General features: G+C 71.2%; 20 protein-coding genes and 1 pseudogene. 4 read left to right on the top strand and 17 right to left on the bottom strand.

The window, feature by feature from the left end; genetic code table 11:
- Window positions 1–33 precede the first annotated feature (33 nt).
- The 4 genes and pseudogenes from AA0005_RS08285 to AA0005_RS08270 all read right to left on the bottom strand — a co-directional run.
- Window positions 34–705: pseudogene (locus AA0005_RS08285) on the bottom strand (alpha/beta fold hydrolase); the annotation flags it as partial.
- 163 nt (window positions 706–868) lie between these two features.
- Window positions 869–1,654 (bottom strand): hypothetical protein, encoded by a 786-nt coding sequence (locus AA0005_RS08280; RefSeq protein WP_413452938.1) that lies wholly within the window; start codon window positions 1,652–1,654, stop codon window positions 869–871.
- Window positions 1,655–1,656: 2 nt separating this feature from the next.
- The gene (locus tag AA0005_RS08275; protein WP_413452937.1) at window positions 1,657–2,886 is read right to left on the bottom strand and encodes a toxic anion resistance protein; all 1,230 of its coding nucleotides are present in this window, start codon (window positions 2,884–2,886) and stop codon (window positions 1,657–1,659) included.
- Window positions 2,887–3,013: 127 nt separating this feature from the next.
- Window positions 3,014–4,933, bottom strand: a complete 1,920-nt coding sequence (locus AA0005_RS08270; RefSeq protein WP_413452936.1) for a DNA/RNA helicase domain-containing protein — start codon at window positions 4,931–4,933, stop codon at window positions 3,014–3,016.
- A gap of 321 nt (window positions 4,934–5,254) precedes the next feature.
- Here AA0005_RS08270 and AA0005_RS08265 point away from each other — a divergent pair, with 321 nt between their 5' ends.
- Together AA0005_RS08265 and AA0005_RS08260 are read left to right on the top strand one after the other, a co-directional pair.
- Complete coding sequence (locus tag AA0005_RS08265; protein WP_413452935.1) at window positions 5,255–5,386, top strand: hypothetical protein; 132 nt, start codon at window positions 5,255–5,257, stop codon at window positions 5,384–5,386.
- A gap of 180 nt (window positions 5,387–5,566) precedes the next feature.
- A complete protein-coding gene (locus AA0005_RS08260; protein WP_413452934.1) occupies window positions 5,567–5,806 on the top strand; it encodes a ribbon-helix-helix protein, CopG family in 240 nt (79 codons plus the stop codon).
- Window positions 5,807–6,003: 197 nt separating this feature from the next.
- Here AA0005_RS08260 and AA0005_RS08255 read toward each other — a convergent pair whose 3' ends face one another.
- A complete protein-coding gene (locus tag AA0005_RS08255) occupies window positions 6,004–7,317 on the bottom strand; it encodes a DUF6880 family protein (protein WP_413452933.1) in 1,314 nt (437 codons plus the stop codon).
- Between the two features lie 124 nt (window positions 7,318–7,441).
- Between AA0005_RS08255 and AA0005_RS08250 the strand changes: the two genes are divergently transcribed.
- A complete protein-coding gene (locus AA0005_RS08250) occupies window positions 7,442–8,455 on the top strand; it encodes a DUF3253 domain-containing protein (RefSeq protein ID WP_413452932.1) in 1,014 nt (337 codons plus the stop codon).
- Window positions 8,456–8,520: 65 nt separating this feature from the next.
- Here the strand turns inward: AA0005_RS08250 and AA0005_RS08245 are convergent, their stop codons facing one another.
- Window positions 8,521–9,210 carry a hypothetical protein gene (locus AA0005_RS08245; RefSeq protein WP_413452931.1) on the bottom strand — a complete coding sequence of 230 codons (690 nt, stop codon included), beginning with the start codon at window positions 9,208–9,210 and terminating at the stop codon, window positions 8,521–8,523.
- 145 nt (window positions 9,211–9,355) lie between these two features.
- Here AA0005_RS08245 and AA0005_RS08240 point away from each other — a divergent pair, with 145 nt between their 5' ends.
- A complete protein-coding gene (locus AA0005_RS08240) occupies window positions 9,356–9,715 on the top strand; it encodes an ArsC/Spx/MgsR family protein (protein ID WP_413452930.1) in 360 nt (119 codons plus the stop codon).
- Window positions 9,716–9,867: 152 nt separating this feature from the next.
- Here AA0005_RS08240 and AA0005_RS08235 read toward each other — a convergent pair whose 3' ends face one another.
- The 11 genes from AA0005_RS08235 to AA0005_RS08185 all read right to left on the bottom strand — a co-directional run bounded on the left by AA0005_RS08235 (window position 9,868) and on the right by AA0005_RS08185 (window position 26,320).
- Window positions 9,868–11,457: a serine hydrolase domain-containing protein gene (locus tag AA0005_RS08235; protein WP_413452929.1), complete on the bottom strand. Its 1,590-nt coding sequence runs from the start codon at window positions 11,455–11,457 to the stop codon at window positions 9,868–9,870.
- 24 nt (window positions 11,458–11,481) lie between these two features.
- Window positions 11,482–12,489, bottom strand: a complete 1,008-nt coding sequence (locus tag AA0005_RS08230) for an ABC transporter ATP-binding protein (protein ID WP_413452928.1) — start codon at window positions 12,487–12,489, stop codon at window positions 11,482–11,484.
- Window positions 12,489–13,460, bottom strand: coding sequence for an ABC transporter ATP-binding protein (locus tag AA0005_RS08225; protein ID WP_413452927.1), 972 nt, complete (start codon window positions 13,458–13,460; stop codon window positions 12,489–12,491). The genes AA0005_RS08230 and AA0005_RS08225 overlap by 1 nt, the downstream gene beginning before the upstream one ends.
- Complete coding sequence (locus AA0005_RS08220; RefSeq protein ID WP_413452926.1) at window positions 13,450–14,742, bottom strand: anhydro-N-acetylmuramic acid kinase; 1,293 nt, start codon at window positions 14,740–14,742, stop codon at window positions 13,450–13,452. Before AA0005_RS08220 ends, AA0005_RS08225 begins: the two co-directional genes overlap by 11 nt.
- Window positions 14,739–15,620 (bottom strand): ABC transporter permease, encoded by an 882-nt coding sequence (locus tag AA0005_RS08215; RefSeq protein ID WP_413452925.1) that lies wholly within the window; start codon window positions 15,618–15,620, stop codon window positions 14,739–14,741. Before AA0005_RS08215 ends, AA0005_RS08220 begins: the two co-directional genes overlap by 4 nt.
- Window positions 15,617–16,585, bottom strand: coding sequence for an ABC transporter permease (locus tag AA0005_RS08210; RefSeq protein ID WP_413452924.1), 969 nt, complete (start codon window positions 16,583–16,585; stop codon window positions 15,617–15,619). Before AA0005_RS08210 ends, AA0005_RS08215 begins: the two co-directional genes overlap by 4 nt.
- A gap of 19 nt (window positions 16,586–16,604) precedes the next feature.
- Window positions 16,605–18,173 carry an ABC transporter substrate-binding protein gene (locus AA0005_RS08205; RefSeq protein WP_413452923.1) on the bottom strand — a complete coding sequence of 523 codons (1,569 nt, stop codon included), beginning with the start codon at window positions 18,171–18,173 and terminating at the stop codon, window positions 16,605–16,607.
- Window positions 18,174–18,507: 334 nt separating this feature from the next.
- Complete coding sequence (locus AA0005_RS08200; RefSeq protein ID WP_413452922.1) at window positions 18,508–19,407, bottom strand: carbohydrate kinase family protein; 900 nt, start codon at window positions 19,405–19,407, stop codon at window positions 18,508–18,510.
- Window positions 19,408–19,435: 28 nt separating this feature from the next.
- Window positions 19,436–22,702 carry a carbohydrate binding domain-containing protein gene (locus AA0005_RS08195; protein WP_413452921.1) on the bottom strand — a complete coding sequence of 1,089 codons (3,267 nt, stop codon included), beginning with the start codon at window positions 22,700–22,702 and terminating at the stop codon, window positions 19,436–19,438.
- 38 nt (window positions 22,703–22,740) lie between these two features.
- Window positions 22,741–23,772 (bottom strand): LacI family DNA-binding transcriptional regulator, encoded by a 1,032-nt coding sequence (locus tag AA0005_RS08190; protein WP_413452920.1) that lies wholly within the window; start codon window positions 23,770–23,772, stop codon window positions 22,741–22,743.
- A 37-nt stretch (window positions 23,773–23,809) separates the two neighbouring features.
- The gene (locus tag AA0005_RS08185) at window positions 23,810–26,320 is read right to left on the bottom strand and encodes a glycoside hydrolase family 2 protein (RefSeq protein ID WP_413452919.1); all 2,511 of its coding nucleotides are present in this window, start codon (window positions 26,318–26,320) and stop codon (window positions 23,810–23,812) included.
- Between the last annotated feature and the right edge of the window lies 1 nt (window position 26,321).

Here is a 26,321-nt window from a genome sequence, read left to right as displayed (position 1 = left end):
ATCCCTGCCCGGCGCTTCCCCGGGACGAGCTCCCTACCGATGGCGACGGACGAACCCGGGCGTCAGCTCGGCCAGCTCGCGCGGGTGGGTGGTTGCGACGAGGTGACCGGCGCCGACGACGGTCGCTTGCTCGGCGTGCGGCAACCACTGGACGAGCAGCTCCTGCGCCTCACGGAACCACGCCTCGCTCCCCGTCCCGCCGATCACCATCACCGGGCGGTCCACGGCTGCCAGCGCCGCCGGGTCGGCTCTCCACGCCAGCAGTGCGGGGAGGTCGACCGCGAAGAAGGTCTCCGCATCACGCTCGATGGCGGCGATCTTGTCGGGACCACCGAGCTCGGGTGCATCGCGCCACGGCTTCCCGTAGAGCCGAGGCATGAACTCCTCGAGCGCCGCTGCCGTACCTCGCGTCCTCGCCGTGGCGATGAGCCCGGCCGTGGCCGCACGGAATTGCTCGGCCCCGGGGCCGTCGACCGGCGGCGGCTCGACGAGCGTCAGGGACCGCACGTGGGACGGCGCCAGAACCGCTAGGGACAGTGCGACGGCGCAGCTGAAGCTCGCCCCGACGACGTGCGCGGGCACGACGCCGAGCCCGTCCATGGCGTCGCGGCAGTCCGCCGCCATGTCGGGCATCGTTGTCCCGAACCGGCCGCGACCGCTAGCGGTGCCGTACCCGCGGCGGCCGAGGTGGATCGCCCGAAGGCCCGCCCCTCCCCTACCAGCTCGGTGAGCGGCAGCAGCTCGTCGCCGGTGAGCGCGGTCTGGATGACGACCACCGCCTCGCCGTCGCCGTAGCTGACGACCTCGAGCGCTACGCCGTCGGCGATCATCACCGTCCCTCGCGCCCCGGCCGCCATGAGGGTCGCGCCTACTTGACCCCGAAGTCGAACGCCTCGCGGTGGAGGTTCCCGTACTTCTCGCGCAGGAAGTTGCCCGTGGTGGTCAGCTTTGCCGGGATCCGGCTGTGCCGGCTCGCGTGCAGGGCCTCGGCCTGGCCGGCGAGGAGCTGGAGCTGCTCGGCGAGCTCCTCGTTCGGGGTGCGCCCGTTGGGCTGGCGGGTCTCCACCATGGTCGGCGGGATGGCGAGGTAGCCGCGCAGGACCCCGGGTAGGTACTCCCTCACCATGGCGTCCAGCTCGTACTCGAACCGCGCATCGCGCGACGGCTCCCGCCGCTCCGCCTCGACGACGGCGCCCAGCAGCCGGTGCGTCCGCTCGAAGGTAACGTAGGCGCTGGAGGGAAGCCGCATCCGGCTCTGCCTGGCGAGGGCCCCCACCCAGCCGAGTGCGGCAGCCCAGCCGTCCGCCCCCTCGACCGCGGCCTCCGGCGGGGGCGTCGCCTCCACCAGTTCCTGCGACGGTGCGCCGGTGAACCGGTGCCACCACCGCCGTCGGGCAGGGAGCCACAGGTCGCGCAGGTGCCAGGAGCGCACGGCCGAGACGCCCATCGACGCGAGGGCGAGCACACCGCCGACGCCGATGATGTCGAGCACGAAGATGCCCGCCGTGAAGCCGGCCGCGTACAGCAGGCCCTCGAGGATGACGCCGAGCTTCTTCTTCACCCCGCCGATGAGCAGGACGAGGTAGGCGATGAAGGGAAGGAAGAGGACAACGAGGCCCACCTTGACGACGTTGCCCAGAGTCAGCCGTGACATCGTCAGCTCCTTTGCTCGGGATCGGTGGTCGAGGCGTCCGAGGAGTGGCTGCGCTCGAGCTGCAGCCGCGCGCGGCCGACCTGCCCCTCGAGAACCTCGACCGTCTGCTTGATCGACCGCGTCGCCTCGACCTTGTACCGGTCGATCTCGTCCATGGCCTGAAAGACGTTGTCGAACGCCTGCTGGAGCTTGGCCGGGTCGACGGTCGCCTTCGCCGCCTGCTGCTGGATGGCGGTCCCCTGGGAGCGCAGCAGCTCGGAAGTGGAGACGATCATGTCCGCGGTCGTCGAGTTGAGGGCCTCGATCTGCGCCAGCGTGATCTGCTGCTGCGCGAGCGCCTGGGACACGATGACGGCCACCCGCAGCGCGGCGATCGTCGTGTCGAGCGCGCGGTCCACGCCCTTGATGAGCTCGGTGTTGTTCTTCTTGACGACGTCGAGGGCGAGGTAGCCCTGGACCGAGACCGCCATCTGGGTCATGAGGTCCTGGTGGCGCTGGCGGACGTAGAAGAGCGCGTCGGTCTCGAGGGTGGTCGCCTCGTCCGTCTTCCCCTCGGCGCGCAGGCCGGCGATGCGCTGCTCGAGCCCGTCACCGAGGTACCGGGCGAGTACGGCGTAGTTGGCGAGCTGCCCGAGCGCCGCCCACAGCGAGTCACGCTCGGTCTGGATGGCGGCGTTGTCCATGCGCAGCTCGTCCTGACCGCCCTTGAGCGCCTTGGTGATGGCGTCGAGCTGGTCCTGCGCGGACTCGTACTTGCGGAAGTACCGCTCGATCGCGTTGCCACCGGGCAGAAACTTGAGCAGCCGCTTGCCGCCGGTGAGGTCGTGGCGCTTGGGGTCGAGGTCGGAGACGATCTGCCGCAGCTCGGCCAGGCTCGCCCCGGTTCTCGACGCCGGATCCTCTCCGGACGCCGACGCCGCGGCTGCCGGCCGCTGGAGCATCCGGTTGGAGGAGTCCCCCGCCTGCCGCATCGTGTCCTCGCCCAGCTTGGTCAGCTGCGCGACCTTCGTCTGGAACTCCGGGCTGTGCAGCGGCGCGGCGAGCAGGTCGTCGAGGAACTCGCGCGCGGTGTCCGCGTGCTTCTGCTGCGTCTCAGCGTCCACGAGGATGACGCCGCCAACCTTCTCCGGCTCGCGCACCTCCACCTCGGCCGCCGGCGCAGGCGGCTCGAGCTGCAGCGGGTTCTCGACGGCGGGGGTCTGGTTCTGGCCAAGGTCGAGCGGGTTCGACATGCGGTCTGCTCCTCAGGCGCGCGGGATCCAGCCCCAATTCTCTCAAACTGCGGAGCGAGGCGGGCTATGAACGCTAAGAGCGCAACCGCTGTTGCAACTGATCGAGTGTGCGACCGGCTGGACGTGGCTACGCTCCTGCGACGCGGACGGCAACGCGGGGGTTGACGCGCGTCCGGAGCATGCTCTGGGTTTCTGGGTCCATGGAGTACAGCAGCGTTCCTCGCAGCCCGCGCGTGAGCAAGACCTTGTACACGTGCCGCACGAGGCGGTCGAAGGTGGCATCGTCGACCGCTGCCTTCGACCGGAAGTCAGGGTCCTTATTGAACTCTCGTCGCGACACCCAGTGGTCGTCTCGCCACACCAAGTCGGGACCGAGCACCACACCGTTCCACGCATACTCGAAGCCCTGCGCGGTGTAGACGCAGCCGACCTGGTCGAATCCGGCTGGGTCGGTCGCCCACAGTGACGACGGAGGGGCGCCGCCCACTGCGCGGTCGCTCTTGAGGTTCCAGGGACGGCTCCACTCGCCGATCTGGACGTCGTGCACAAGCCGACCGTCCTTCGTGGGGTTGCTCCACGGCCAGCAGAAGCCGGCGGTCATCCGAGCGGTGACTCCGGAGTCGTGGAAGGAGCGAAGTCGCCCTTCGAGCTCCTCCACCGAGTCCACGACGTCGACCGAGAACGTCGGCTCATCTTGCCAGTCAAGTGACCCGACTTGGGAGGAGTTCTCGTCGGTAAGTCCGAGCAGGCGGTGCACCCAGTCGAGATAGGCCTGGCTGCCGCCCGCCCGGAACTGAGCGTTCAGATCGATGTGGCGGACTGGCAGCCCCCTTCTGGTGGCATGAGCCTCGATGTCCGCGACAGTTCCCATCTCCCCAGGGCGAACTACCTGGTGCTCGTCCAGGAGGAAGACGGGCACGCGCGCTGCGTCGATCAGTTCCTCGATCTGTGGCCGCGCAATCTCCCGCAACTGCTTGGGCGTGTACCGGTTGACGGACTTCTCTCGAATGCGGTGAGCCTCGTCGAGTACCAGGACGTCGAGACCGTTCCTCTCGGCGTCCATGAACGAGTTGAAGTACTTGAAGAGGCTCTTGACGCGCGTGGAGCCCTTACCCGCGACTTGACGCATGGTCTGGGTGAATGACCTAGACCCGGTTGCGTGGATCACGGCCCGCCCCTGACGAGCCAGCTCACCGAGGAGAGAAAGCGCGATGACGCTCTTCCCGCTGCCCGGTGCCCCCGCGATGACGACAACTGACTTGCTGTCCGCTTGCCTAGCGGCTTCGACTTCCCGGAGCACGATTTCATAAGCGACCCGCTGTTCGTCGAGCAGCACGAACTGCTCGCGATCTCGGATCTCGTCGGCAGCCACACTCAAGAGCTGCTTGGAGGGAGCGATGGCAGCGCTGAGGAACTGGTCGGCCACATCGACGGCCGGCTCTGGTGCCAGGCGCGACCGAAGGTAGTCGTGGAACGCTCCGCGACGCTGGCCCGTGAAGAGCCGGGAGGACTCTGTGAGAGGAAGCCCAAACAGGTCGGCCACGGCGTTGTCGGTCGCGTTGTGGAGGTACGCAACACCGGCGGTCATGCTCGGGTCGTCGGCAAGGACAGGCATGAAGTCTCTGAGGTACTCCACGTAGCCCCTGACCTGGACGCCCGGGTGGAGCGCCGGTCGGTATGGGGCCGCAGCGACGTCAACGAGGGTGTCGCTACCCTCCCAGCTCGTCGCGCCACTCCACTGCTTGAGCTCCACGACGACGATGCTTGGTTTCCGTGTCTCTGGATGACGCCCCACGAGCAATGCGTCAATACGCTTGCTCGACAGTGGCAGTCGGTGCTCCAAGATGACCTCGACGTCTCCGAGACCCGCGTCTACGAGGTCCTGGGCCAGGACCGGAAGACTCCCACGCCAGGACCGCCGCTCGCCCGGCCCGGGTGCCCCAGCACCAGTGCTGTAGAGGTGGCTGGCCATACGGTCCTCGAGAACCGAGATGTCACTGCTGCAGATGTCAGCAAGCGCGCGTGCGCTCGTTCGAACGTCGGCCACCAGATGGATCCCTCACACGGCACGAGTAGTCGTGCGGTGGGGACATATCCGGGAACCGGAAGTCCGTCGTTACCGCTTGCAGTTCAGAGGTTACCGAGTCCAGCAGCCCACGTCCGGCACCTGTGCTGTGGACGGGACCTCTGCCGTCGTCTCGGTCGCCCGGCACGGCGTGAGCCGCCCATCCGAACCCTGTCGCTCATGTGTCTATGTTCCCGAGGCCTTCGACGCCGAGAACCACGGCGACCTCGTCCCGGTCAGCCTCCGCGGCATTTACTCCGACCACCACGACAGACTCGAGAACGCCCGACGGCGACGGTCGCCGTGCCCAACGACGCCTCGAACACGGCTCGCGGCTACCTGCTGCTCGAGCAGCTCGGCTGGTTCGAGGTCGACGAGTCGGCCGACCGCACGATGCTCACACAGGCGGCTGCAGGTTGTGCCGGTTCTCCGTGATGTGTAGACGTTCGAGCCGGTGATGACGATGGATGGGCAGCGAGCGCATCTCGGTAACCGTTGGCATCGGCCCCTCGACCGCGCTGTCCACCGAGGACATCCTCGACCACCTCGTCCGTCTCCGCGCCGACACATGCCCCGCGTTCCAGCCGAGTACGCTCGCCATACCAAGGTGGCGGCATGGCAGTCCGTAAGGTGGCGATCACTCTTTCGGAAGAGCTCTACGAACTCGTCCAACGCGCGCGGGCGGTTTGGCACAGGAGCCGGTCGGAGGTCATCCAGGAGGCCCTGCGCGCGTGCTTCAGCGGGGCCAACTACCCTCCGAGCAAAGCCGAGCGAGCAGCGCTCGTCGCGGGACTCAAAGAACCGCACGTCGATCCCACGTCAGTCCGGACTGGTCTGAAGTACGGGCCCAGCTGAGAGCCCGTCGTTAACTATCCGCTTCGCCGCAAGTGCCGTCATTGGCCTCGATTTGCTCGCGACTACTGCTCCGCATCGACCCGGAGCCTTGGCCACCGGTTCCTGAGCAACATCGACGCCGCGTGCGCCTCAAGACCTTTCGCGCGGGCGCCCCACCTGTTGAAGGTTCAGCGAGCGCGTCCTCGGGCGGGTCGGCATCACGGCAGACCGGCCCGGTCGAACTCCTGCTGGAGGCGCGGCCGGCGACGGTGAGTCTCGCGCAGCTCGGCGACGAACCGTTCGACGTCGGCCACCTCGTCGCTACCGGCGGCGAGCCGCCGCATCCTTGCGAGCCGCCGCGCGGCGGCGCGGTAGCGCTGAGCGTCGGCTTGCGTGAGCTCACGCTCGACTAGCCGCCTGAGAACCGGCAAGACGGCCAGTGGGTGGGTCTTCGCGTACTCCTCGGCGAGCCGCTCCCAGACGTCATCGGCCTCGAGCGTCAGCGAGTGGGCGAGCTCCCAGGCGAGCTCGACCTCCTTGAGGGGGTCGAGCGCGAAGACCACGGCGTCGCGCGGGCTGCCGGAAAGCCGACTCATGACCTCCTCGCGGTACTCCGGCCACGCCTCCACGGCATCCCGGTACAGGCCGGCCGCCGTGCTCGACGTCGGCCAGCGCCGGAACACCTCGACGCGCGCCGCGAGAAGCTCGCCCGGGCGGTGCTCAGCAAGCAGCGCGCACCAGTAGTCGGAGGCCCGGAGCGACTGGTGGCCGAGGTTGAATCGCGTCGCCTGCCGGGCCCAGTCGATTGCGAGATCGAACGCGCCGATCTCCGCGAGCGCCTCTGCCGCGTCCTGCAGCCACGCGGCGACCTTCTGGTCCCTCGCGTGCGTACGGATGATCGCCTCGACGTCGCGGTCGAGCACCGCGAGCCGGCGTCCGTTCCACTCGAGGACCCACCGCTCGTGCCGGTTCGGCACGTCCCACCGCTCTGTTCCGGCCGGCAGCGGCCCGAGGGCGTCCGCGATCTCCGCGAGCCTCGCCCGGTACATGGCCAAGCCCTCCTCCCCCAACGCCGGGGCGTAGGCGACGGGGTCGAGCTCGAAGTAGTCGACGTCGCCGTCGAACTGGAACGCGATCATCCAGTCGACGAGCTTGCGGGGCGGGACCTGCGCGGCAGCCGCTGCCTTCGGGTGGAGGTCGAGCAGGCGGCGGCAGGCGTCACCGATGATGCCGCTGGAGTCGTCGGCGCGCGCGATCACCTTGATCGCGGACGCGAGCGCCTTGTGCGTGACGGCGTACACGCCCACCGGATCCTCGGACCCGACGGCTTCTTCGAGGATGTCGAGGGCGTCGTGCATCTGCCGACCGTGCGCGTTCGCAGCGCTCCACCGATGGAGGTCGGCACGAGTACGGATGAGCGGCAGGACGGCGTCGGCCAGGGGTGGAGAGGTCACGGGACCGATCCTCCATGCCCGCCCCGGCCCTTCACAAGAAGCGGATAGCGGCACAACCTGGCAGTTCGCGGCACCCAAGGGGCGAGCTCCGAAAGGGCCGCCAGGCGGCACCGGGTCTTGCGGACACGTGTGTGCGGCGTCGCAGATCGCTGGCCGAGGGACACCTCGTGCTCGACCCACGGGTGCGTGTGACGATGCCGTCGTGCGACCCCGTGACGAGACCGACGATCGCCCCGCGCTCTCCGGAGTGCTCGTCGTCGTGCCTGCGCGGGACGAGGAAGCCGAGATCATCGGCTGCCTGCACAGTGTGGCGACGGCGGCCGACCGCGTCGACCTGCCCGTCGTCGTGTCGGTCGTCCTCGACCGGTGCACGGACCGGACCGCTGAGAAGGTGGCGGGCGTCGCTCGCGAGCACCCGAACGTCCACTGGGCCACCGTGGACAGTGAGGCCGACTCTTTGGGTGGTGCACGTGCCGACGGCGTCGACGCCGGTCGCTCGCACGAGGCGCTGGCCGGCCTGCCGCCGACGACCCTCTGGTGCGCGAGCACCGATGCCGACTCCCAGGTGCCGCCCACCTGGCTTGCCGAGCAGCGCATCCTCGCTGACCGCGGCGTGGACCTCCTGCTCGGCACGGTCGAGCCACGCGAGGACGGTTCCCCGTCCGCCGCATTGTTGCGCGTCCCGCACCACCTGACTGAGGGGCACCTGGGTATTCGCGCCGCCAACCTCGGCCTGCGCCTGTCGGCCTATGACGACGCCGGCGGCTTTCCCGACCTCGACGAGGGCGAGGACGTCCACCTCGTGCACGCCGTCCGGGAGGGCGCAGGCCTGCCGTGGACCAGCACCGACCGCACAAGGGTCATTACCTCCTCCCGGCGGCAGGGCCGGTCCGCTCGCGGATTTGCCCGCTTCCTCTCACATCTTGACGATGCCGTCGCAACGTTCGGCGCCAGCCGCGAGCTGCAGGACCGGCTGCGTGGCCAGTTGCTCCGGATCGCCGAGGAGCGCGGGAGCGGCAAGACCCTGTGTCCGTCCGACGCGGCCGGCGCGGTGGACCCCGAACATCGTCGGGAGCTGACGCCTGTCGCCCGGGCGGTGGCCGGCATGCTGGCGGACGAGGGTTTGGTTCTCATCACGCAGAAGGGCGTGCCGGTCGACGCGCGCACCGCCGTCGGCCCGATCCGTGTGAGGCTCGCGCCGGCCGAGATGGCCTGAGGAGACCGTCCGCACCCGCCACCCTCAAGGACCGGGGAGCGGTCCGCCGTCGCGGTCGGCCGGGCTCACACGAGGCCCGCCAGCTCACGCTCCTTGACCGCGCCCTTGTGCCACACCGTGCCGAGCACCACCAGTGCCAGCCCGGCGGCGACGGCGCCCCACGGGACGGCGGCGATGCCGAAGGCGGGGATCTCCGCGCGCGCGGCGAACTGCGAGGTCTCGAGGACCCACCGGTGCAGGAGCCACGTGGCGATGGCGAGCACCGGCGCGCCGAGCGCGATGACCCCGCCGGAGATCGTGAGCCTGCGGGCGCTGGCGAGGGTGAACACCTCCCGGTGGCGGCTCTGGGCGACGGCGGTCGCGAGCCACCACCACAGGACGGCCATGACAACGAGCGGGACGACGTGGAGCGCGGCGTGCGCGACGTACTGCCACCCGGAGGAGAAGAACTGCAGCGACCACCCGATGTTCACGTCACCCTGGTTGCGGATGCCGAGGCCGTTGGCTTCGTGCGCCGCGAGCATCATGTCCTGCGGCATGGCGTCGAGGAGACGGTCGACGGTGCCGTCGGTGAAGTAGGCCCCCATCCGTAGGCCGCTGTACAGGCCGTCGGTCGGCCCGAACTGCGAGCGCAGGAACCCGCCGGACAGCTCGGCGATCCAGTGCTTTACGCCGCTCGGCAGGACCCACAGCAGGGCACTCGCCACCAGGACACCTGACCACACCTTGAGCACCAGCTCGAGCAGTCGACTCATGGCCGGCCCCTTTTATCGAATGCCGATAATACCGACAGACGATATGGCCGCACGGGTACCCGCACAAGGCTCTCGGGACACCGACATTCCGAGACGGCGCCGGAGCGGCCACGTCGCCGCTCCCCCGCTCCGTAGGCTGGGTCCCATGGCCGAGCTCACCGTTCTTCACAACACCCGCTGCTCCACCTCACGCCACGCCGTCGACGCCGTCACCGCCGCGGGCTCCGACGTCGAGATCGTCCAGTACCTCAGGACGCCGCTGGACCGGGGGCAACTGCTCGACCTCATCACCAAGCTCGAGGACCCGCCCGCCGACCTCGTGCGCAAGGACGCCTTCTTCACCGAGCAGGGCCTGTCCGCGGAGGACTACACGACGGCGGAACAGGTCGCCGACCTGCTCGTCGAGCACCCGCGGCTCATGCAGCGTCCGGTCCTCGTGCGCGGCGACCGCGCCATCATCGGGCGTCCGAAGGACCGCGTGGCCGCGTTCCTCGCCGAGAACTGAGGAGCCAGCGCGGCGAGCTCACCGCCGGTTCAGGGCGCGCCCTCCGCATACCGGCGCAGGTGCTTGCGCAGAACGTCGCCCGTCCGCGGCTCGACGCGCGCGCCGCCGCCGCGCCGTGAGAGCCACGCCTCGACACCATCGAGCGGATCACCTCAGCCCGCCACCTCCAGTGCCGCCCGGACCACCTCCTGCCACACCGCCGTGATGCTTGCGGGCCCTCGGTCAGGGTGCAGCCGGTTCGTCAGCAGTACGACCACGAGCTCCCGCTCCGGGTCGAAGAGGAACTCCGTCCCGGTGAACCCGTTGTGCCCGAACCCGCCGGGCACGTCGGCGAAGGAGAGCCGGTTCGACCAGAACCCGAGCACCTGCCCGGCGTCGTCCTGCGGCTCGAGGAACTGCGCCACGGTGTCCGCCGAGGCGAGCTGCGCGTCGGCGTAGCCGCCGCCGTTGACTAGCGTCTGGCCGTAGATCGCGAGGTCCCGCGCCGTCGAGAAGAGGCCCGCGTGCCCGGCCACGCCCTCCCAGCCGTACCAGGCGTTCCCGTCGTTGACCTCCCCCACCAGCGTGTAGTCACGCCAGTCCGTGAACTCCTCCGGCGAGAGGTCGCCGACGATCGGGTACGGGTTCCCTGTCTCGATCATGGTGTGCTCGTAGGAGTTGCCCAGCGAGGTCGCGGCGATGCGGTCGCGCAGCGCCGGGTCGGGCAGGTACGTCGTGTCGGTCATCCCGAGCGGCTCGTGGACGTGCTCGCGCACGTACTCGTCCAGCGGCTGCCCGCTCACCCGCTCGACGATCACGCCGAGCAGCATGAACCCGATGTCCGAGTACCGCCGCTGCGTGCCGGTCTCGTAGCGCAGGTCCAGCTCGGTGAGGAACTCCAGCACCTCCTCCTGGTTGCGCCCGTGCAGGTACGTCGGTTGCCACTCCCACAGCCCCGACCGGTGGGTGATGAGCTGCCGGACGGTGATCGCGCCCTTCTCGTCGTCGAACTCGGGCAGGTGCTCGTCGAGCCGCGAGTCGAGGTCGAGCCGGCCCTCGTCGACGAGCCGCATGACCGCCGCCGTCGTCGCCTCGACCTTGGTGATCGAGGCCATGTCGAAGATCGTGTCCACTGTCGCGGGCCGCGGCTCGGCCAGCAGGTCAGCGCCGTCGTGCGTCTGCGCGTCCCCGAAGGCCTTCTCGTAGACCACTTGCCCGCGGTGCGCCACGAGCGCGACGGCGCCGGTGTACCGGTCATCCGCCTCCACCCCGAGCCGGCTCTCCACCGCCGCGTCGATCCGCGCGAGCACCGCCGGGTCCACCCCCACGTCGGCCGGGTCGACGTCGACGAGCTCGGGGAAGTCGACGCTGACGTACGCGTCCCCGCGCACGAGCCGCACCTCCACCGTGTTCTCCCCTGCGTCGACGAGCTCTGAGACGTCGACGACGGCGTCCCTCCCGCGACCCAGCGCGGCCGCCACCCCCGGCACCACCTCGCCGTTGAAGCGCACCTGCCCCGCCGCCCGCCCGTCGGCCGTCACCCGCAGCGTGGCGTGGCCGTGCGGCGAGGTGAACGTCGCGGACTGCTCGTCCTGGTCCCTCGGCTCGGCGGAGAGGGCGAGCACCACCTGCCCCTCGGGCGGCGCCTCGGTCTCAGCCACGGCGGGCATTCCTGCCGTCAGCGCCAGTGCCGGCACGGCGAGCAGCGCCGCCGCCCGTGCCGTCGTTCTTCTTGTCAACTCCATCGCTTCCCCCTTGGTCAAGACGCCCGCCGGCCGGCGGCGCCGTCATCTCACCGCGCCCGGTGCACGGCTGAGCAGCAGCGGCATCCGCTCGCCCTCGCGCTGCGCGACGTGGCACGCCACCGGGTGCGGCGTCCCGGCGTCGGTCAGCGGCGGGACCTGCGCCACGCAGACGTCCTCACGCAGCGGGCACCGCGGGTGGAAGGTGCAGCCGCTCGGCGGGTCGGCGGGGTTGGGTACCTCCCCCACCACCGTCGCCGAGATCGGCTGCGCGACGCTCGGGTCGGGCACCGGCACCGCCCCGCGCAGGCCGTGCGTGTAGGGGTGCAGCGGCTCGTCGAGCACCGGCTTCCACGGCCCGATCTCCACCACCTTGCCGAGGTACATGACGCCGACGTCGTCGCTGATCTGCCGCACCATCGCGACGTCGTGGCTGATGAACACGTAGGACAGGTCGAGCTCGTCGCGCAGCCGCACGAGGAGGTTCATCACCTCCGCCCGCACGGACACGTCGAGCGCGGAGACCGGCTCGTCGAGCAGTACGATCTGCGGCTCCACCGCGAGCGCCCGCGCGATCCCCACCCGCTGCCGCTGCCCGCCGGACATCTGGTGCGGGTACCGCTCGGCGAAGACGTCGCTCAGCCCCACCATGTCGAGCAGCTCCCGCACCCGCTGCCGCCGGTTGCGCGGCGTGCCGATGCGGTGCACCTCGAGCACCTCGGTGAGCGTCTGCCCCACCGTGCGCCGCGGGTTGAGCGAGGCGTTCGGGTCCTGGAAGACCATCTGGACCCGCCGCCGCTGCTCCCGGAGCGCCTTGCCGCGCAGCGCGGTGAGGTCGGTGCCGTCGAGCCGCACCTGCCCGGACGTCGGGTCCTCGAGGCGGACGAGCACCTTGGCGAGCGTCGACTTCCCGCACCCGGACTCGCCGACGATCCCCAGCGTGCGCCCCGGTCGCAGAGTGAGGGAGACGCCGTCGAGCGCGTGCACAACGGCGTCCGGGTCGCGGGAGCCGCGGACCGGGTAGTGCTTGACGAGGTCGACCGCTTCGAGCATCAGGTCCACTCCTCCGGGGGCACCCAGCACCGGGTGAGGCTCTCGCCGCGCCGGATGAGCGGCGGCTCCTCGAGGCAGACATCGCGCGCCTGCGGGCAGCGGGGCCGGAACGGGCAGCCCTCGATCTCATCGGTGGGCAGCGCCGGCCGGCCGGGGATCTGCGCGAGCGCGGGCCGCTCGTCGTCGACCGGGTTGGGCAGGGAGGCGAGGAGCCGCTCGGTGTAGGGGTGCTGCGGGGCGGCGAACAGCCGCTCCACCGGCGCGTCCTCCACCACCCGACCCGCGTACATGACGACGACGCGCTGGACGAGCCGCGCGACAACCCCGAGGTCGTGGGTCACCCAGATCGTCATCATCCCGAGCTCCGCCTGGAGCTCGGCGACGAGCGCGAGGATCTGCTGCTGGATGGTGACGTCCAGCGCCGTCGTCGGCTCGTCGGCGATGAGCAGGGTGGGCCGCAGCGCGAGCGCCATGGCGATGATGACCCGCTGGCGCATCCCGCCGGAGAACTCGTGCGGGTAGGCGCGCACCGTGCGCTCCGGGTCGGGGATGCCGACGCGGGCGAAGAGCTCGAGGCACCGCTCGCGCGCCTCGGCCTTGGGGACGCCGTGCGCGCGGAGCGCCTCGACCACCTGGTCCCCCACCCGCATGAGCGGGTTGAGGGAGGTCATCGGGTCCTGGTAGACCATGGCGATCTCGCGCCCGCGCAGGTCGCGGATCTCCTCCTCGCGCAGGCCGGCGAGGTCGCGGCCCTGGAAGGTCACGCTGCCGCCACTGATCTCCAGCGGCCGGGAGAGCAGCCGCATGAGCGCCAGCATGGTGAGCGACTTGCCCGAGCCGCTCTCCCCCACGACGCCGACGATCTCCCCCCGCCGCAGCTGGAGGTCGACACCGTGGACGATCTCGACGTCGTCCTTGCCGCGGGCGCTCACCCGCAGGTCGCGGACGTCGAGGAGCACGTCAGCGGTCACGGTCACCTCCCGCCCCGGCACCTCTCCCACCCGCGCCGACAGCTGGATCACGCCCGCCGTCAGTGTTCGCAATCCAGCTCTCGGCGATGGGGGTGGTGGCGACGGGTGCCGCCGGGCGGAGCCTGAGGGTGCGCGGCGCCGTCGTCGCCGGCTGAGGGAGCCGCAGCGGGGCGGCGCCGGGGGTGAGGGCGCCGAGGATCCGCGGGCCGCGGGCCCCGGTCGCGGAGGCGACCGTCGCGGGCAGGCCGTGGACGGTGCACCAGCCGAACAGGGCGAAGGCGATGGCCTCCTTCGCGTCCGCGGGCACGCCGAGCGCGTCCGTGGTGAGCACCTCGGTGCCCGGCACCTCCTCGGCGAGCATCCGCAGCATCGTCGGGTTCGCCGCACCGCCGCCCGAGGCGTACAGGCGGGTGACGCCGTGGACGCGCAGTTGGTCCGCCACGGTCCGCGCGGTCAGCGCGGTGAGGGTGGCGAGCAGGTCCGGCGTGCTCAGCTCCCGCCCGTGCTCCGCCAGTGCCGAACGCAGGTAGGCGGCGTGGAAGAGCTCCTTGCCGGTGCTCTTCGGCGCGGGCGCGGCGTAGTACTCCTCGCGCAGCATGAGCGCGAGCAGGTCCGGGTCCACGGTGCCGGTCGCGGCGATCGCGCCGCCGTCGTCGTAGCCGGCGGGGTGGGCGTCACGCTCGTGGACGACGACGTCGAGCAATGCGTTGGCGGGTCCGGTGTCGTAGGCGAGCACCCCGTCCGGGCCGACGACGGTGATGTTGGCGATCCCGCCCAGGTTGAGCAGCGCCGCGGTGCCCGCGCCGTCGCCCACCACGAGCGCGTCGAGGAAGGACACGAGCGGGGCGCCGTGCCCGCCGGCGGCGACATCGCGGGCGCGCACGTCCGCGACCACCGGCACGCCGGTGGCCTCGGCGATCCACGCCGGCTGCCCGAGCTGCAGCGTCCCGAGCGCCCGCCCGTCCTCCACCCAGTGGTAGACGGTCTGCCCGTGGGAGCAGATGAGGTCGACGGGGCCGGCCGCCTCGATCGCCGCGACAGCAGCGGAGGCGAACGCCTGCCCGATGAGCGTGTCGAGCTCGCACACCTCCGCGAGCGTCGTCCGTGCCGGCGGCAGCGCCGCGAGCAGCCGGGCGCGCAGCGCCGGGTCGTAGGGCGAGCTCCCCGTGTGGTGCACGGTGCCGGCCAGCGCCGTCGCGTCGTCGTCGTCCACGGCGTAGTCGACCACCGCCACGTCGATGCCGTCGTGCGAGGTGCCGGAGATCATGCCGAGGACTCTCATCGGTTTCCTTCATTCTTCGGGTCGAGGGCGTCGCGCAGACCGTCGCCGAGGAGGTTGAGCCCGACGACGAGGAGCACGATGACAGCGCCCGGCGCGGCCATCGTCCACCAGGCCGTCGTCACGAGGGACCGCGCCTCGAGCACCATCGAGCCGAGCGACGGCGTGGGTGGCGGGGTGCCGAGGCCGAGGAAGCTGAGCGAGGCCTCGGTGAGCACCGCCCAGGACAGGGACAGCGTCACCTGGACGATGACGATCGCGGTGACGCTCGGCAGCACGTGCCGCAGCAGGATCCGCCACGTGGGGAAGCCGAGCACGGTGCCGGCCTTGACGAACTCCGCCTCCCGCAGCGAGAGCACCGGCCCGCGGGTGACGCGGACGAAGATCGGGGTGTAGACGATGGCGATCGCCACCGCGATGGTAAGCCAGCTGCGCGAGACGGCGGCCGCCAGCGCGAGCGCGAGGAGCAGCGGCGGGAAGGCGAACAGGACGTTGGTCATCCCGAGGATCCCGCGGCCGGACCAGCCGCCGAAGTACCCGGCCACGAGCCCCGCCGTCGTGCCCACGAGGGTGGCGATCGCGACGGCGACGACGGCGATGCGCAGCGAGTTGGCGGCACCGGCGGCGGAGCGGGCGAAGACGTCCCGCCCGAACTGGTCGGTGCCGAACCAGTGCGCCGCGGACGGCCCCTGCATCCGCACGGCCGGGTCCTGCGCCACCGGGTCGCCGAGCAGGCCGAGGGTCGCGGCGAGCGCGATCCCGACGACGAGCACGGTGAGGAACGCCCCGACCAGCCCGTTGCGGCTGGCCAGCACGCGGCGGACCGCGCCGCCGAGGCGGCGGGTGCGGACGGGGACGTCGGCGGTGATCTCGGCGGTCATGTCTGCCTCACCCGGGGGTCGACCACGCGGTAGAGCACGTCGGTGAGCAGGTTGACGAGCACGAAGGACAGCGCGATGACCAGCACGGTGCTCTGGACGACGGCGAACTCCTGCTGGTGCATCCCGGTGAGCACCTGGCGCCCGATCCCCGGCACCGAGAACACCTCCTCGACGACGACGGCCCCGCCGAGCAGGTAGCCGAACTGGATCCCGGTCATCGTGAGGATCGGGACCGTGGCGTTGCGCAGCACGTGGCGGAGCTGGACCACGCGCGGGCGCACGCCCTTGCCACGCGCGGTGCGGACGAAGTCCTGGGTCTGGACCTCGAGGATCGCTGAGCGGGCGGTGCGCATGATCGGCGCCGCCAGCCCGAAGCCGAGCACGAGCGCCGGCATGAGCATCTGCTGGAGATTGAGCCACGGGTCGCTCGCCAGGGTGGCGAAGCGCTCGGCGTTCGGGTTGTACCCGAGGAAGCGCGCCGCCGTCGCGAGCAGCACCGAGGCGAGCAGGAACGCCGGGATCGACAACCCGGCGAGGCCGACCAGCTGGCCGCTCGCGTCCCGCACGGAGTTCGGCTTGGACGCGGACCAGATGGCCAGCGGCACGCCGATCGCGATCCCGAGGATCGTGGAGAGCACCGCGAGCTCGAGGGTGACCGGCAGGGACGCCGCGGTCATCTCGAGCACGCTCTGCCCGGTGCGGGTGGAGACGCCGAGGTTCCCGGTGAGCACGTTGCCGAGCCAGCTGAAGAACTGGACCACCATCGGCTGGTCGAGCCCGTAGTACGCCTCGAGGTCCGCGCGCTGCGCCGGGGTGAGCGCCGCGGCCTCGGTGCCCAGGGTCGCGGTGATCTGGTCCCCGGGCAGTGCCCGCATCATGATGAAGACGAGGACGGCGACGCCCAGCAGCGTGCCCAGGGCCTCGAGGACCCTGCGCACGAGCGGGTGACGGACGACGACGCGCACTGCTCTCCCGGGTCGCTGCTCAGCCGAGGGTGGTCTCGCGCAGGCCCTGCAGCGAGCCGTTGGCCATCGGGGTGAAGCCCTCGACGTCGGCCTGGGTGGCGGTGAAGCTGTAGGAGCTGAAGAGCCAGATCCACACGGCGTTGTCCTCGAGCTCGCGGGAGACCTCGTCGTAGATCGCGCGCCGCTCGTCCGGGTCGGCGGTCTGCCGGCCCTGGGCGAAGAGCTCGTCGAGGGTGTCGGAGCTGTACCCGGCCACCTGGTTGAGGTTGCCGGTCGAGGGGAAGTACCGGCCGTACATGCCCTCGGGGTCGGGGCGACCGCCGTTGAGGGCGACGGCGGCGGTGAAGTCGGCGGCGATCCACCGGTCCACGTAGGCGCCGATCTCCATGACCTCGAGGTTGACGGTGATGCCGGCCTCGGCGAGCTGGGCCTGGATGTTCTGCGCCTCGTTGACCGAGGTGGCGTACTCGCCCTGGGAGACGATGACGTCGAGCTCGAAGCCGTCCTCGAGGCCCGCCTCGGCGAGGTACTCGCGGGCCCGGTCGTAGTCCCGCTCCGGGCAGGGCCGGGCGCTCGGGTCGGACAGGTAGGCCGGGGAGGTGATCGGGCCGACGACCTCACCGGCGCCCTGCGCGGCGGTGTCGAGGACCTCCTGCCGGTCGATGGCGCACTGGATGGCGAGGCGGACGTTGACGTCGTCGAGCGGGGCCTGCCGGGCGTTGAGCTGCAGGGCGTGGTAGGCGAGCTGCGGTGTCTCGGTGATCTCGACGTCGGGGCTCTCGGCGCTCTGGGCGACGAGCGGGTCGTCGAAGACGGCGAGGTGGACGTTGCCGGACTGGAGCGCCGAGACGATGGACGTCTCGTCGGGGATGACGCGGAACTCCACGGCGTCCAGCTCCGGCGCCCCGCCCCAGTAGTCCGCGAAGGAGGTGACGGTGAGGGACTGGCTGGGGACGCGCTCGTCGAGCTCGAAGGGTCCGGTGCCGTTGGCCTCGGTGGTGAGGTCCTGCTCGGTGTCCTCCGAGGAGAGGATGGCGAGGTTGATGCTGGCGAGGCCGGCGAGGATCGAGGAGTCCGGGGCGGAGAGGTTGAGGACCACGGTGGACGCGTCGGGCGCCTCGACGGACTCGACCGAGCCGAGGGTGGCGGCGGCGACGGCGGCGGTCGCCTCGTCCATGATCGCCTCGAGGGAGTGGACGACGTCCTCGGAGTCGAGCTCCGATCCGTCGTGGAAGGTCACGCCCTCATGGAGGGTGAAGGTCATCGTCAGGCCGTCCTCGGAGACCTCCCAGTCCTCGGCGAGGCCGGGGACCACCTCGAGGTCGGCGTCGAGCTCGGTGAGGGTGCTGTAGAGGTTCGTGACGACGTCGATGGCCTGGAACTGGGTGGCCTTCCACGGGAAGAGCGTGTCCGGGTCGGAGGTGACGCCGACGACGAGGGTGCCGCCTCCGCCGTCGCCGTCCGTGGCACCGTCGTCGGCCCCGTCGTCGCTGCCGCCGCCGGAGCAGGCGGCGAGGACGAGGCTGGTGGCGGCGAGGGCCACCGTTGCCGCCCGGACGCGGGACCGTGTACTGCGAGACTCCCTCATGGCTGACCTCCCCGTCAGGCGGCACCGGCGCCGCATCGTCCACCCCGGCGCACGCCGGGAACAGGTGCCACTGTGCCGCCGTCGGACTAGCCGCGTCAAGCACTTCCATCAACGGCGTGCCGCTCGTAAATGTGTTGCCGCCGGCGGGGCGACGGCGATGACGCCTCGACATGGCGGGCGACTTCGCACACCCGCGCCGCGGCCCACGGGGCGTCGAGGTGACGCGAAGGTTCGGCGGCCGCCCGAGTCAGCCGCCGAACATCCCTCCTGCGCGTGGCCCCCGATGACCACGACCGTGAACGGCCGGTCCGTCGAGACCGGGAACGCGCAGCGGTCAGCGCAACTCGGAGGCGGTGGGTGGGTCGGCACCGGGGCGTGAGACCGTGATCGCCGCAGCGCGCGCCGCACGGCGAAGCGCCGACTCGAGAGCGTCGGTGTCGAGCTCGTCGAGCCGCGCCCGGGCGATGGCGCCGGTGCAGCCGAGGCCGACGAGGCCGTCGATCAGGCAGCCCTGGAACGTGTCGCCGGCGCCGATCGTGTCGACTACGCGCACCCGCGGTGCCGCGGCCAGCAGCCGCTCGCCACGCGCCGTGGCGGCGTGAGCGCCCTCGGCCCCATCGGTGAGGACGACGAGGCCCGGCCCCGTCTCCGCCCACCTGTCGAGGACCTCGCGGGGCGTCATGGCCGGGTAGAGCCAGGCCGCGTCCTCAGTACTGAGCTTCACGACATCGCTCGCGGCCACGAAGTGCTCGATGCTGCGGCGTGCCGCCTCCCGGTCGGGCGTGAGCTGCGGGCGGACGTTCGGGTCGAAGGCGACCAGCGCGCGACCGCGGTACCGGTCGACCGCCTCCCGGACGGCGCCGGCGCCCGGTTCCAGCAGGGCCCCCAACGAGCCGAACTGGAGCACGCCGGCCGACGGCACCACCTGAGACGGTGCCCAGTCGATCGAGAAGTCGTAGGTGGCGCCTCCCGACTCGTCGAGCGTTGCCTGAGCGACCGCCGTCCGGGGCACGGGGGTAATGCTCACTCGCACGCCGGACATTGCGAGCCACTCCGTGATCGCGACTCCGTCGGTATCGTCCCCGAGACAGGTGTGGAGCGTGACGGAGCGGCCCAACCGGGCGAGAGCGACCGCGACGTTCGCGGCGCTCCCGCCCGGCAGGCGCGACTCGGAGCCGTCCTGCGTCCGGATGACGTCCATGAGCGTCTCGCCCATGACCAGGACGTCGGTCATCCGATCGCCCTGTGCCGCGACAGCGACCTCATCCCCGGTCACCCGACGGCGCGGTACGAGCCCTGGCTGCCAGCACCGGCCCAGCGGTCACCAGCAGCATGGCCGCGATAACGAGCGCCGCGATGCCGGCCGTCCCGGTTGCGGGCAGTTCCTCAGAGGCGTCGTTCGACGTCTCGCCGTCGGCAGGCCCGGACGCCGGTCCGTCGGTCCCGTCAACCGGCCCGGCCGGGGTCTCCGGCTCGGGCTCGGGCGTCGGCACAGGCTCCGGCGCCGGCTCGGGCTCGGGCGTCGGCTCAGGCTCCGGCGTCGGCTCGGGCTCGGGCGTCGGCTCAGGCTCCGGCGTCGGCTCGGGTCCCGGCTCGGCCGGCGGCGCGATGAGCCGGACGTCGTCGACGAGCAGGGTGCCCTCCGGTGTGCCTCCCAGGTAGAGGGAGAACTCGCTGACAGCCGAGAGGTCCAGACGGCCCTCCCCTGCCCAGGCCGGCGGGGCGAAGTCCGCGAACGGGACCTCGACGCCGTTCCAGCCCGCGTCGTCGAGCACGACCGCCGTCTCCCAGAAGCTCCCTTCGGCGACGAACTGGAGCGTCAGCTCCGTCCCCTCGGGTGCCTCCGCCTCGAGGGCGACCCCCTCGTAGCCCCACCAGTTCTGAGTCTCGCCAAGGTCGCGCGTGACACCCGCGTACCCGGGTGAGCCGAGGTCGTAGGTGAACGCTCCGGCCTGGGAACCGGTCGCCGGGTTCGCGGCGAGAGCCGAGATGACCACGCCACCCCCCGGGTTCGGGGTGTACGCCGCGGTGAGAGCGGCGTCGTCGGTGTAGGACTCGAAGTCCTCGACGACGAGGTCCTGCTCGGGTAGTGCCGCGGTGGTGAAGCGATGCACGGCGGAGGCGGTCACGCCCATGCCGTTGACGGCCTCGACCTGCCAGTAGTAGGTCGAGGCCGGCTCGAGCTCGATGGTGGGCTGCACGGCCGCACTGGTGATCCCGGTATCCACGCGCACGGGCTCGGCCAGGTCCTCCGTCGTCGCCAGCGTGAATCGGTAGTACGCCGCGTTGGCGCTGGACTCCCACGAGAACTGCGGGGTGCCCTGCACGTCCCTCTGCCCGTCGGCCGGGGTCGCCAGGGCGAACGGCCCGGGTGCCTCCAGCTGGTCGGTGAGCGCGGAGTAGAGCCGCACCTCACCGATCTGCGGGGTCCAGGCGGCGTCCTCGCTCGTGATACCGGCCCAGCTCACGCGGAGCTGGTCCACGTCCGTGAGCTCGCGGACGCGGTAGTCGTAGCGACGCCAATTGCCGGTCCCACCGGTGATCTGCGGGGTGACAGCCTGCCAGTCGCTGCCTCCGGCCGAGACCTCCAGGGTCAGCGGGATGTCCTCGGGCGCGTCGGGCCAGTACCAGGCGACGAGGTCGACCCCGGTCAGCTCCGGCTGCTCCCAGGTCACCGACTCCACGCCGTTGTCCCAGTTGCGCTTCAGCCGAGAGGTGTCTCCTCCGAATGAGGCGGCGTTCTCGGTGTCGAACGCGAGGTCCCCGGCGCTGTCGAGCCACCTGGAGCGGTCCTCCATGGGGTCGACGACGGCAGGCACCTCCTCCGCCGCGGTGAGCGTGGCGCGCTCAAGGACGGTGCCCGAGGGCCACGTCACGCGCACGGCTTCCGCGGCCGCGAGCTCCGCGGTGAGGTGGGCGTCGTCGACGGCAACGTCGGCGTCCTGCCACGTGCCGCCGTACCGTCCCTCGACCCGGGCCCCGGCGGTGTCGGACAGTGCAAAGGTGGCCGAGACCACGCCCTCCAGCTCCCACGTCGCATTCGCCGTCGTCTCCTGTGCGAGTGCACCGGTGGGCGGGACCACCCGGGCACCGTCGAGCGCTGCCATCGAGTCATCCGCGAGCGGGTCGACGAGCACACGTCCGAGCGGTGCCGAGGCCACCGGGTCGGACGCGACGGTGTCGCCGTCAGCCGTGACCGCGAGGACCCGGTACTGCGCTCCCGACGGCGACTCGAGGTCGGTGACCGGCGACGCGGCGGCCGAGACGCCGTCGGCGAAGGTGGTCCAGGTGTCACCGTCCGTGCTGCGCTGCACCTGGTAGCCGGTCGCCCCGGCCGAGCCGCGCCATGCGACCTTGTTGATCCCGTACTCCTGCTCGATACCGACGACGAGCGGCGCGGCCACCTCGACGTCGCCGACCGGGAGGCCGAGCGCCCGGCTGTAGTTCTCGATCGCGGTGACGTTCTGGCGCATCCGGTCCGTCTCACCCGGGTAGTGCAGGGTGAAGCCGTCGTCGTGCGGGACGAGCCCGCCGCGGTCGTTGTTGCCGAACAGCGACCAGAAGAACATCCCCGAGACGTTCGGGTCGGCCGCGAGCGGTGCGAGGAGGGCCTCCGATGCCGCGGTCGACGCGTACTCGCCGGCGATGTAGACCTTGCCCGCGGACGTCACCGCTGCGGCGTCCTGCGCCACCTGCGCGGCCGTCGGCGGGTAGTAGTGGACGTCGACGATGTCGATCTCGGGTGAGCTCAAGGTCGCGTCGTTGAGCCCGAAGCGCCGTCCGGCCGAGACGAGATGCTCCGGCGCGAGCTCCTTGATGAAGGCCGCCTGCTCGTCGATCCACTCCGCCGTCATGCCCTCGAGCTCGTTGCCGAGCTGCCAGGCGAGGACGGTCGGGTCATCACCGAGGCGCCGTCCGGTGTACGGGTTCACGTGGTCGACGACGTTGCGCACGTAGTCCTGGAAGGCGGCGATCGCATCCGGATCGGTGTAGAACTCCGCGGACTCGAGGCCGAGGGGCTCGGTGAAGTCCCGGTGACCTCCGTGGTAGTAGCTCCACTCGTCGGTCAGCGGCAGGATGAGGCGGATGCCCAGGCGGCCGGCCTCGGCAATCGCGAAGTCGATGGTGTCGAACGCTGCGTCGTTGTACTCCCCCAGCGCCGGCATGAGGGCGAGGGGGTTCGCCCCGTCCTGGCCGGTGGAGGTCATCATGTGGGAGCGCACGACGTTGACGCCGAGCTGCTTGGCCGTCGTCAGGGCGTCGGTGATGCGGAAGTAGGTGGGGTAGTCGACTCCGCCGACGTTCTCGTCGAGGCCGAGCCAGTAGATGTTCGCTCCGCTGGCTCGGAAGCGTTCCCCGTCCAGGCGCAGCTCGCTGCCCTCGCGGGCGACGAACTCGGTGTTCATCGAGGTTCCTTCCGGGTCGGCAGCCGCGAACGGCGCGGCGATCACGCCGGTGCCGAGCAGGCCGACGGCCATGGCGGCTGCGCCGAGGCGCCGCCGCGAGCGGTTGGCGGGTCTGGGGGTCATGGACCAATCTCCTTCGGTTGGTGGGAGGGTTTCGGGACTCACGCCGGCGCGCGCCGTGCTCTGGGACGGCCGGTGGTGCCCCGGGGGATGAGTGACGGGACGGAGTCGAGCTCGTGGCGTGGAGGCTGCTCGTCGAGCACGCCGAACAGCAGCCGTGCCGCATGCGCGCCATAGCCCACGACGTCGTGCGACAGGGCCGAGAGCGCGGGGTACGTCGCCTGGCACAGGGGCGAGTCGTCCCAGGCGATGAGGGAGACGTCAGCCGGGACCTGCAGGCCCAGCTCGGCTGCGACCCCGAGGCCGGCCAGGCCCATCACGTCGTTGTCGTAGATGATGGCCGACGGCCGGTCGGCGTCGGTGAGCAGCCGACGAGTCGCCGATGCCCCCGCCTCGGGCAGGTAGTCGGCCCTGACGATGACGCCCTCGAGGCCGAGCGCACGGGTCTCCGCCAGGAACGCCCGGTCCCGGATGCCCGTGTGCCCCAGATCCTCCAGGCCCGCGACCCGCGCCACGCGGTGGTGGCCGAGTGCGCGCAGGTAGCGCAGGGACTCCGCGATGGCCGCGGCGTCATCGGTCCACACGTTCGTCAGTCCCCCGGCGAGCGAGGTGTCCCCGACGACGACCGCGGGCAGGGTGTCGGGCTGGCTCAGCCAGGCGACGCGGGGATCGTCGGGTCGGGGGTCGGTGACGATGACGCCGTCGACACGGCGCGCCGCGCGCCACCGCCGCAGCGCGGTCAGCTCCGCGGCGGGGTCGGGCACGACCTGCAGCAGGAGCGCGTAGCCACGCGGTGACAGGACAGACTCGATACCCGCCACGAACTGCATGTAGAAGGACTCGATGCCAAGCGTGCTGGGGTCTCGCGCCAAGGTGAGCCCGACGGTCTCGGTACGCGCTCCGGAGAGGGACCGTGCAGCGGAGCTCGGCTCCCACCCGAGGTCCGTCGCAACCGCCCGGATGCGCTCACGCGTGGCCGCGGACACACCGGGCCGGTCGTTGAGGGCATAGGACACGGCTCCCGTTGAGACGCCCGCGTGGCGGGCGATGTCCGCGATGGTTATCCGTCTCATGGCCGGCTCCCTTCTTCGTGAGCGACGTCCACCGTGCTCACACCCGCTCGACGTCGGCGGTACGCGGCTCGACGCCGGCGAGCACGGCACCGAGATGCGTCAGCACCCACGGAGAGTGCACCTCCGAGGCCCGGACGGGCTCCGGGCAGCGCACCCTGATCGTGGCCCGCTCGCCCGGCAGGAGCGTGAGGAAACCGCGATCGGCGGATGCATCGGGGTGGAGCCGGTCGGCCTGCAGCAGGACGTCACGGACGAGGACATCGGAGGAGAGGTGGACGTCCAGCCCGCCGTCGACCTCCTCGACATCGACCTGCAGCCGGGCCTCCGGAAAAGGGGTCTCCTTCGGCTCGAGGGGCAGGTGCACAGCCCGCGCACCGGCGGACTCCCGGACGACGAGCATCTCGTCCGCACCGAGAGCGGCCAGGGCCGCGGGGACGGTGAACCCCGCCACCGCCCGCGGAGCGACGGTCAACCGCTCCGACGACCAGTCGCGCACCTGACCCTCCAGCGTCATACGGGTGAGCTCGAGCTGCGCCTCCCAGGGCGCATCGGTGTCGTTGAGCACCGAGACACGCGGCGCCTCTCGCCCGGTGACGACCACCGATCGCGGCGCGAACATCTCCTGCAGGGCGAAGTAGAGCGGCTTGAGCCGCTCGTCGCCGTCGATGGCCGCCCACGACGTGACCGGCCACAGGTCGTTGAGCTGCCACACGATGACGCCAGCGGTGCGCGGCCAGTGGGAGAGCCAGTGGTGGACACCGGTCTCGACCGCCCGCACCTGGATCAGCTGCGTGAGGTAGTGCCACGCCTCCGTACTCGCCGGCTCACCCACGTGGGGGGCCATGCCGCGATCGAGCTTGCCGTTGCCGTCCTCGGCTTTCTGGTGGTGGAGCACACCCGGTGAGTCAGGCAGCAGCGGGTCGTCGCTGACCGAGCGTCGCAGGGTCGCCCACGCCGGAGGGGCCTGCCACCCGAACTCGGAGACGAACCTCGGCACGGAGTCGGTGTAGTGCGTGTAGTCCTGCCGGTTCCACACCTCCCACGAGTGGAACGTCTGGTGGTTCGGGTCGTTCGGGACGTGGTCCCACGAACCGGACCATGGGCTGCCTGCCGTGTAGGGGCGCGACGGGTCCAGCTCAGCGACGATCCGCGGCAGCAGCTCGAGGTAGTACCCCTCGCCCCAGCTGAGCTCGCCGGTGTTGGGGTTGTCCGGGTCGGCGGGGTCCCACAGCCACAGGTTCTCGTTGTTGCCGTTCCAGACCACGAGGCTGGGGTGCGGCGCGAGCCGCACGACGTTGTCCCGCGCCTCCGCGGCGATCTCCGAGACGAAGGGCTCGTCCTCGGGGTAGCCGGCGCAGGCGAAGAGGAAGTCCTGCCACACCAGCAGGCCGAGCTCGTCGCACAGCTCGTAGAAGTCGCGGCTCTCGTAGATGCCGCCGCCCCACACCCGCACGAGGTTGACACCCGCGGCGGCCGCCCGGCGCAGGGGACGCTCGTAGCGCTCACGGGTGAGGGTGCCGGGCATGACGTCCTGCGGGATCCAGTTGACGCCCTTGACCAGCACTTGGCGGTCGTTGACCTGGAGCACGAACCGGGTGCCGTACTCGTCCGGGCTCGTGTCGACGGCAGCCGTGCGGAAACCCGTCCGCCGCTGCCACACGTCGAGCACCTGGCCGGTGTCGCGGCGCACGAGCTCGAGCGTGAGGTCGTACAGCGGCTGGTCCCCGTAGCCTCGCGGCCACCACGGCCTGACACCTGGCACGGTGAGGTCGCCCGAGAGCTCGACGCCCGACGGCGGAGAGCTGAGGGTGCCGACGTGCTCTCCCTGCACCGAGACGCGGACGTCCAGAGGCACACCCGCGCCCGAGCCCGCCCGTTCGAGGTCGACCCTCAGACGCAGGCGGCCCGAGTCCGCCACCATCTCGGCCATCGGCATGACGCTCCGGAGCCGCGCCGTGCTCCACCCTTCGAGGCGGACGTCGCGCCACAGTCCGGCGCCCACGATGCTCGGCCCCCAGTCCCAGCCGAAGGAGCACGCCATCTTCCGGATGAACTGGAACGGGTCGGGGTAGGCGTTGGGGCGGTCACCGAGGGCGGCCTTCCAGTGCTCGCCCTCGGTGAAGGCTGAGGTGAAGTCGACCTCCAGCCGCGTGGGGGTGCCGGCGGAGAGGAGCTGGGTGACGTCGTAGCGGTAGCTGCGGTGCATGTTGCGGCTGCGGCCGACCTCGGTCCCACCGACGCGGATCGTCGCGACGGTGTCGACGCCGTCGAGCACGAGGTCGACACGCTCGGGCAGGTTTCCCTCCCAGGCGATGTCTCGGGACAGGCTCCAGTCCGTGCGACCGACCCACGCCACCTCGAGCTCGTTCCGGTCGATGAAGGGGTCGAGGATCAGGCCCGCTGCCCGAAGATCCGCGTGGACGGCGCCCGGAACGCGCGCGGCGATTCCGTCGGCGGGCACGACGGCCGCCGCGGCGGGCACCGACGTCGGACCGTCGTCCCAGCGGCGCAGCGTCCAGGTACCGCCGAGGTTACGGGAGTCGAGCAAC

It is taken from the genome of Georgenia phoenicis, from assembly GCF_047302425.1.
GTDB lineage: Bacteria > Actinomycetota > Actinomycetes > Actinomycetales > Actinomycetaceae > Oceanitalea.
The sequence above is the reverse complement of the archived record's forward strand: the minus strand, read 5'-3'. Positions and strand labels throughout refer to the sequence as shown.

What these genes read in the sequence shown, in the direction of transcription:
- AA0005_RS08280 (WP_413452938.1), bottom strand. Translation starts at nt 1,654, where the DNA reads ATGTCACGGCTGACTCTGGGCAACGTCGTCAAGGTGGGCCTCGTTGTC.
- AA0005_RS08275 (WP_413452937.1), bottom strand. Translation starts at nt 2,886, where the DNA reads ATGTCGAACCCGCTCGACCTTGGCCAGAACCAGACCCCCGCCGTCGAG.
- AA0005_RS08260 (WP_413452934.1), top strand. Translation starts at nt 5,567, where the DNA reads ATGGCAGTCCGTAAGGTGGCGATCACTCTTTCGGAAGAGCTCTACGAA.
- AA0005_RS08245 (WP_413452931.1), bottom strand. Translation starts at nt 9,210, where the DNA reads ATGAGTCGACTGCTCGAGCTGGTGCTCAAGGTGTGGTCAGGTGTCCTG.
- AA0005_RS08240 (WP_413452930.1), top strand. Translation starts at nt 9,356, where the DNA reads ATGGCCGAGCTCACCGTTCTTCACAACACCCGCTGCTCCACCTCACGC.
- AA0005_RS08230 (WP_413452928.1), bottom strand. Translation starts at nt 12,489, where the DNA reads ATGCTCGAAGCGGTCGACCTCGTCAAGCACTACCCGGTCCGCGGCTCC.
- AA0005_RS08220 (WP_413452926.1), bottom strand. Translation starts at nt 14,742, where the DNA reads ATGAGAGTCCTCGGCATGATCTCCGGCACCTCGCACGACGGCATCGAC.
- AA0005_RS08215 (WP_413452925.1), bottom strand. Translation starts at nt 15,620, where the DNA reads ATGACCGCCGAGATCACCGCCGACGTCCCCGTCCGCACCCGCCGCCTC.
- AA0005_RS08205 (WP_413452923.1), bottom strand. Translation starts at nt 18,173, where the DNA reads ATGAGGGAGTCTCGCAGTACACGGTCCCGCGTCCGGGCGGCAACGGTG.
- AA0005_RS08200 (WP_413452922.1), bottom strand. Translation starts at nt 19,407, where the DNA reads ATGACCGACGTCCTGGTCATGGGCGAGACGCTCATGGACGTCATCCGG.
- AA0005_RS08195 (WP_413452921.1), bottom strand. Translation starts at nt 22,702, where the DNA reads ATGACCCCCAGACCCGCCAACCGCTCGCGGCGGCGCCTCGGCGCAGCC.
- AA0005_RS08190 (WP_413452920.1), bottom strand. Translation starts at nt 23,772, where the DNA reads ATGAGACGGATAACCATCGCGGACATCGCCCGCCACGCGGGCGTCTCA.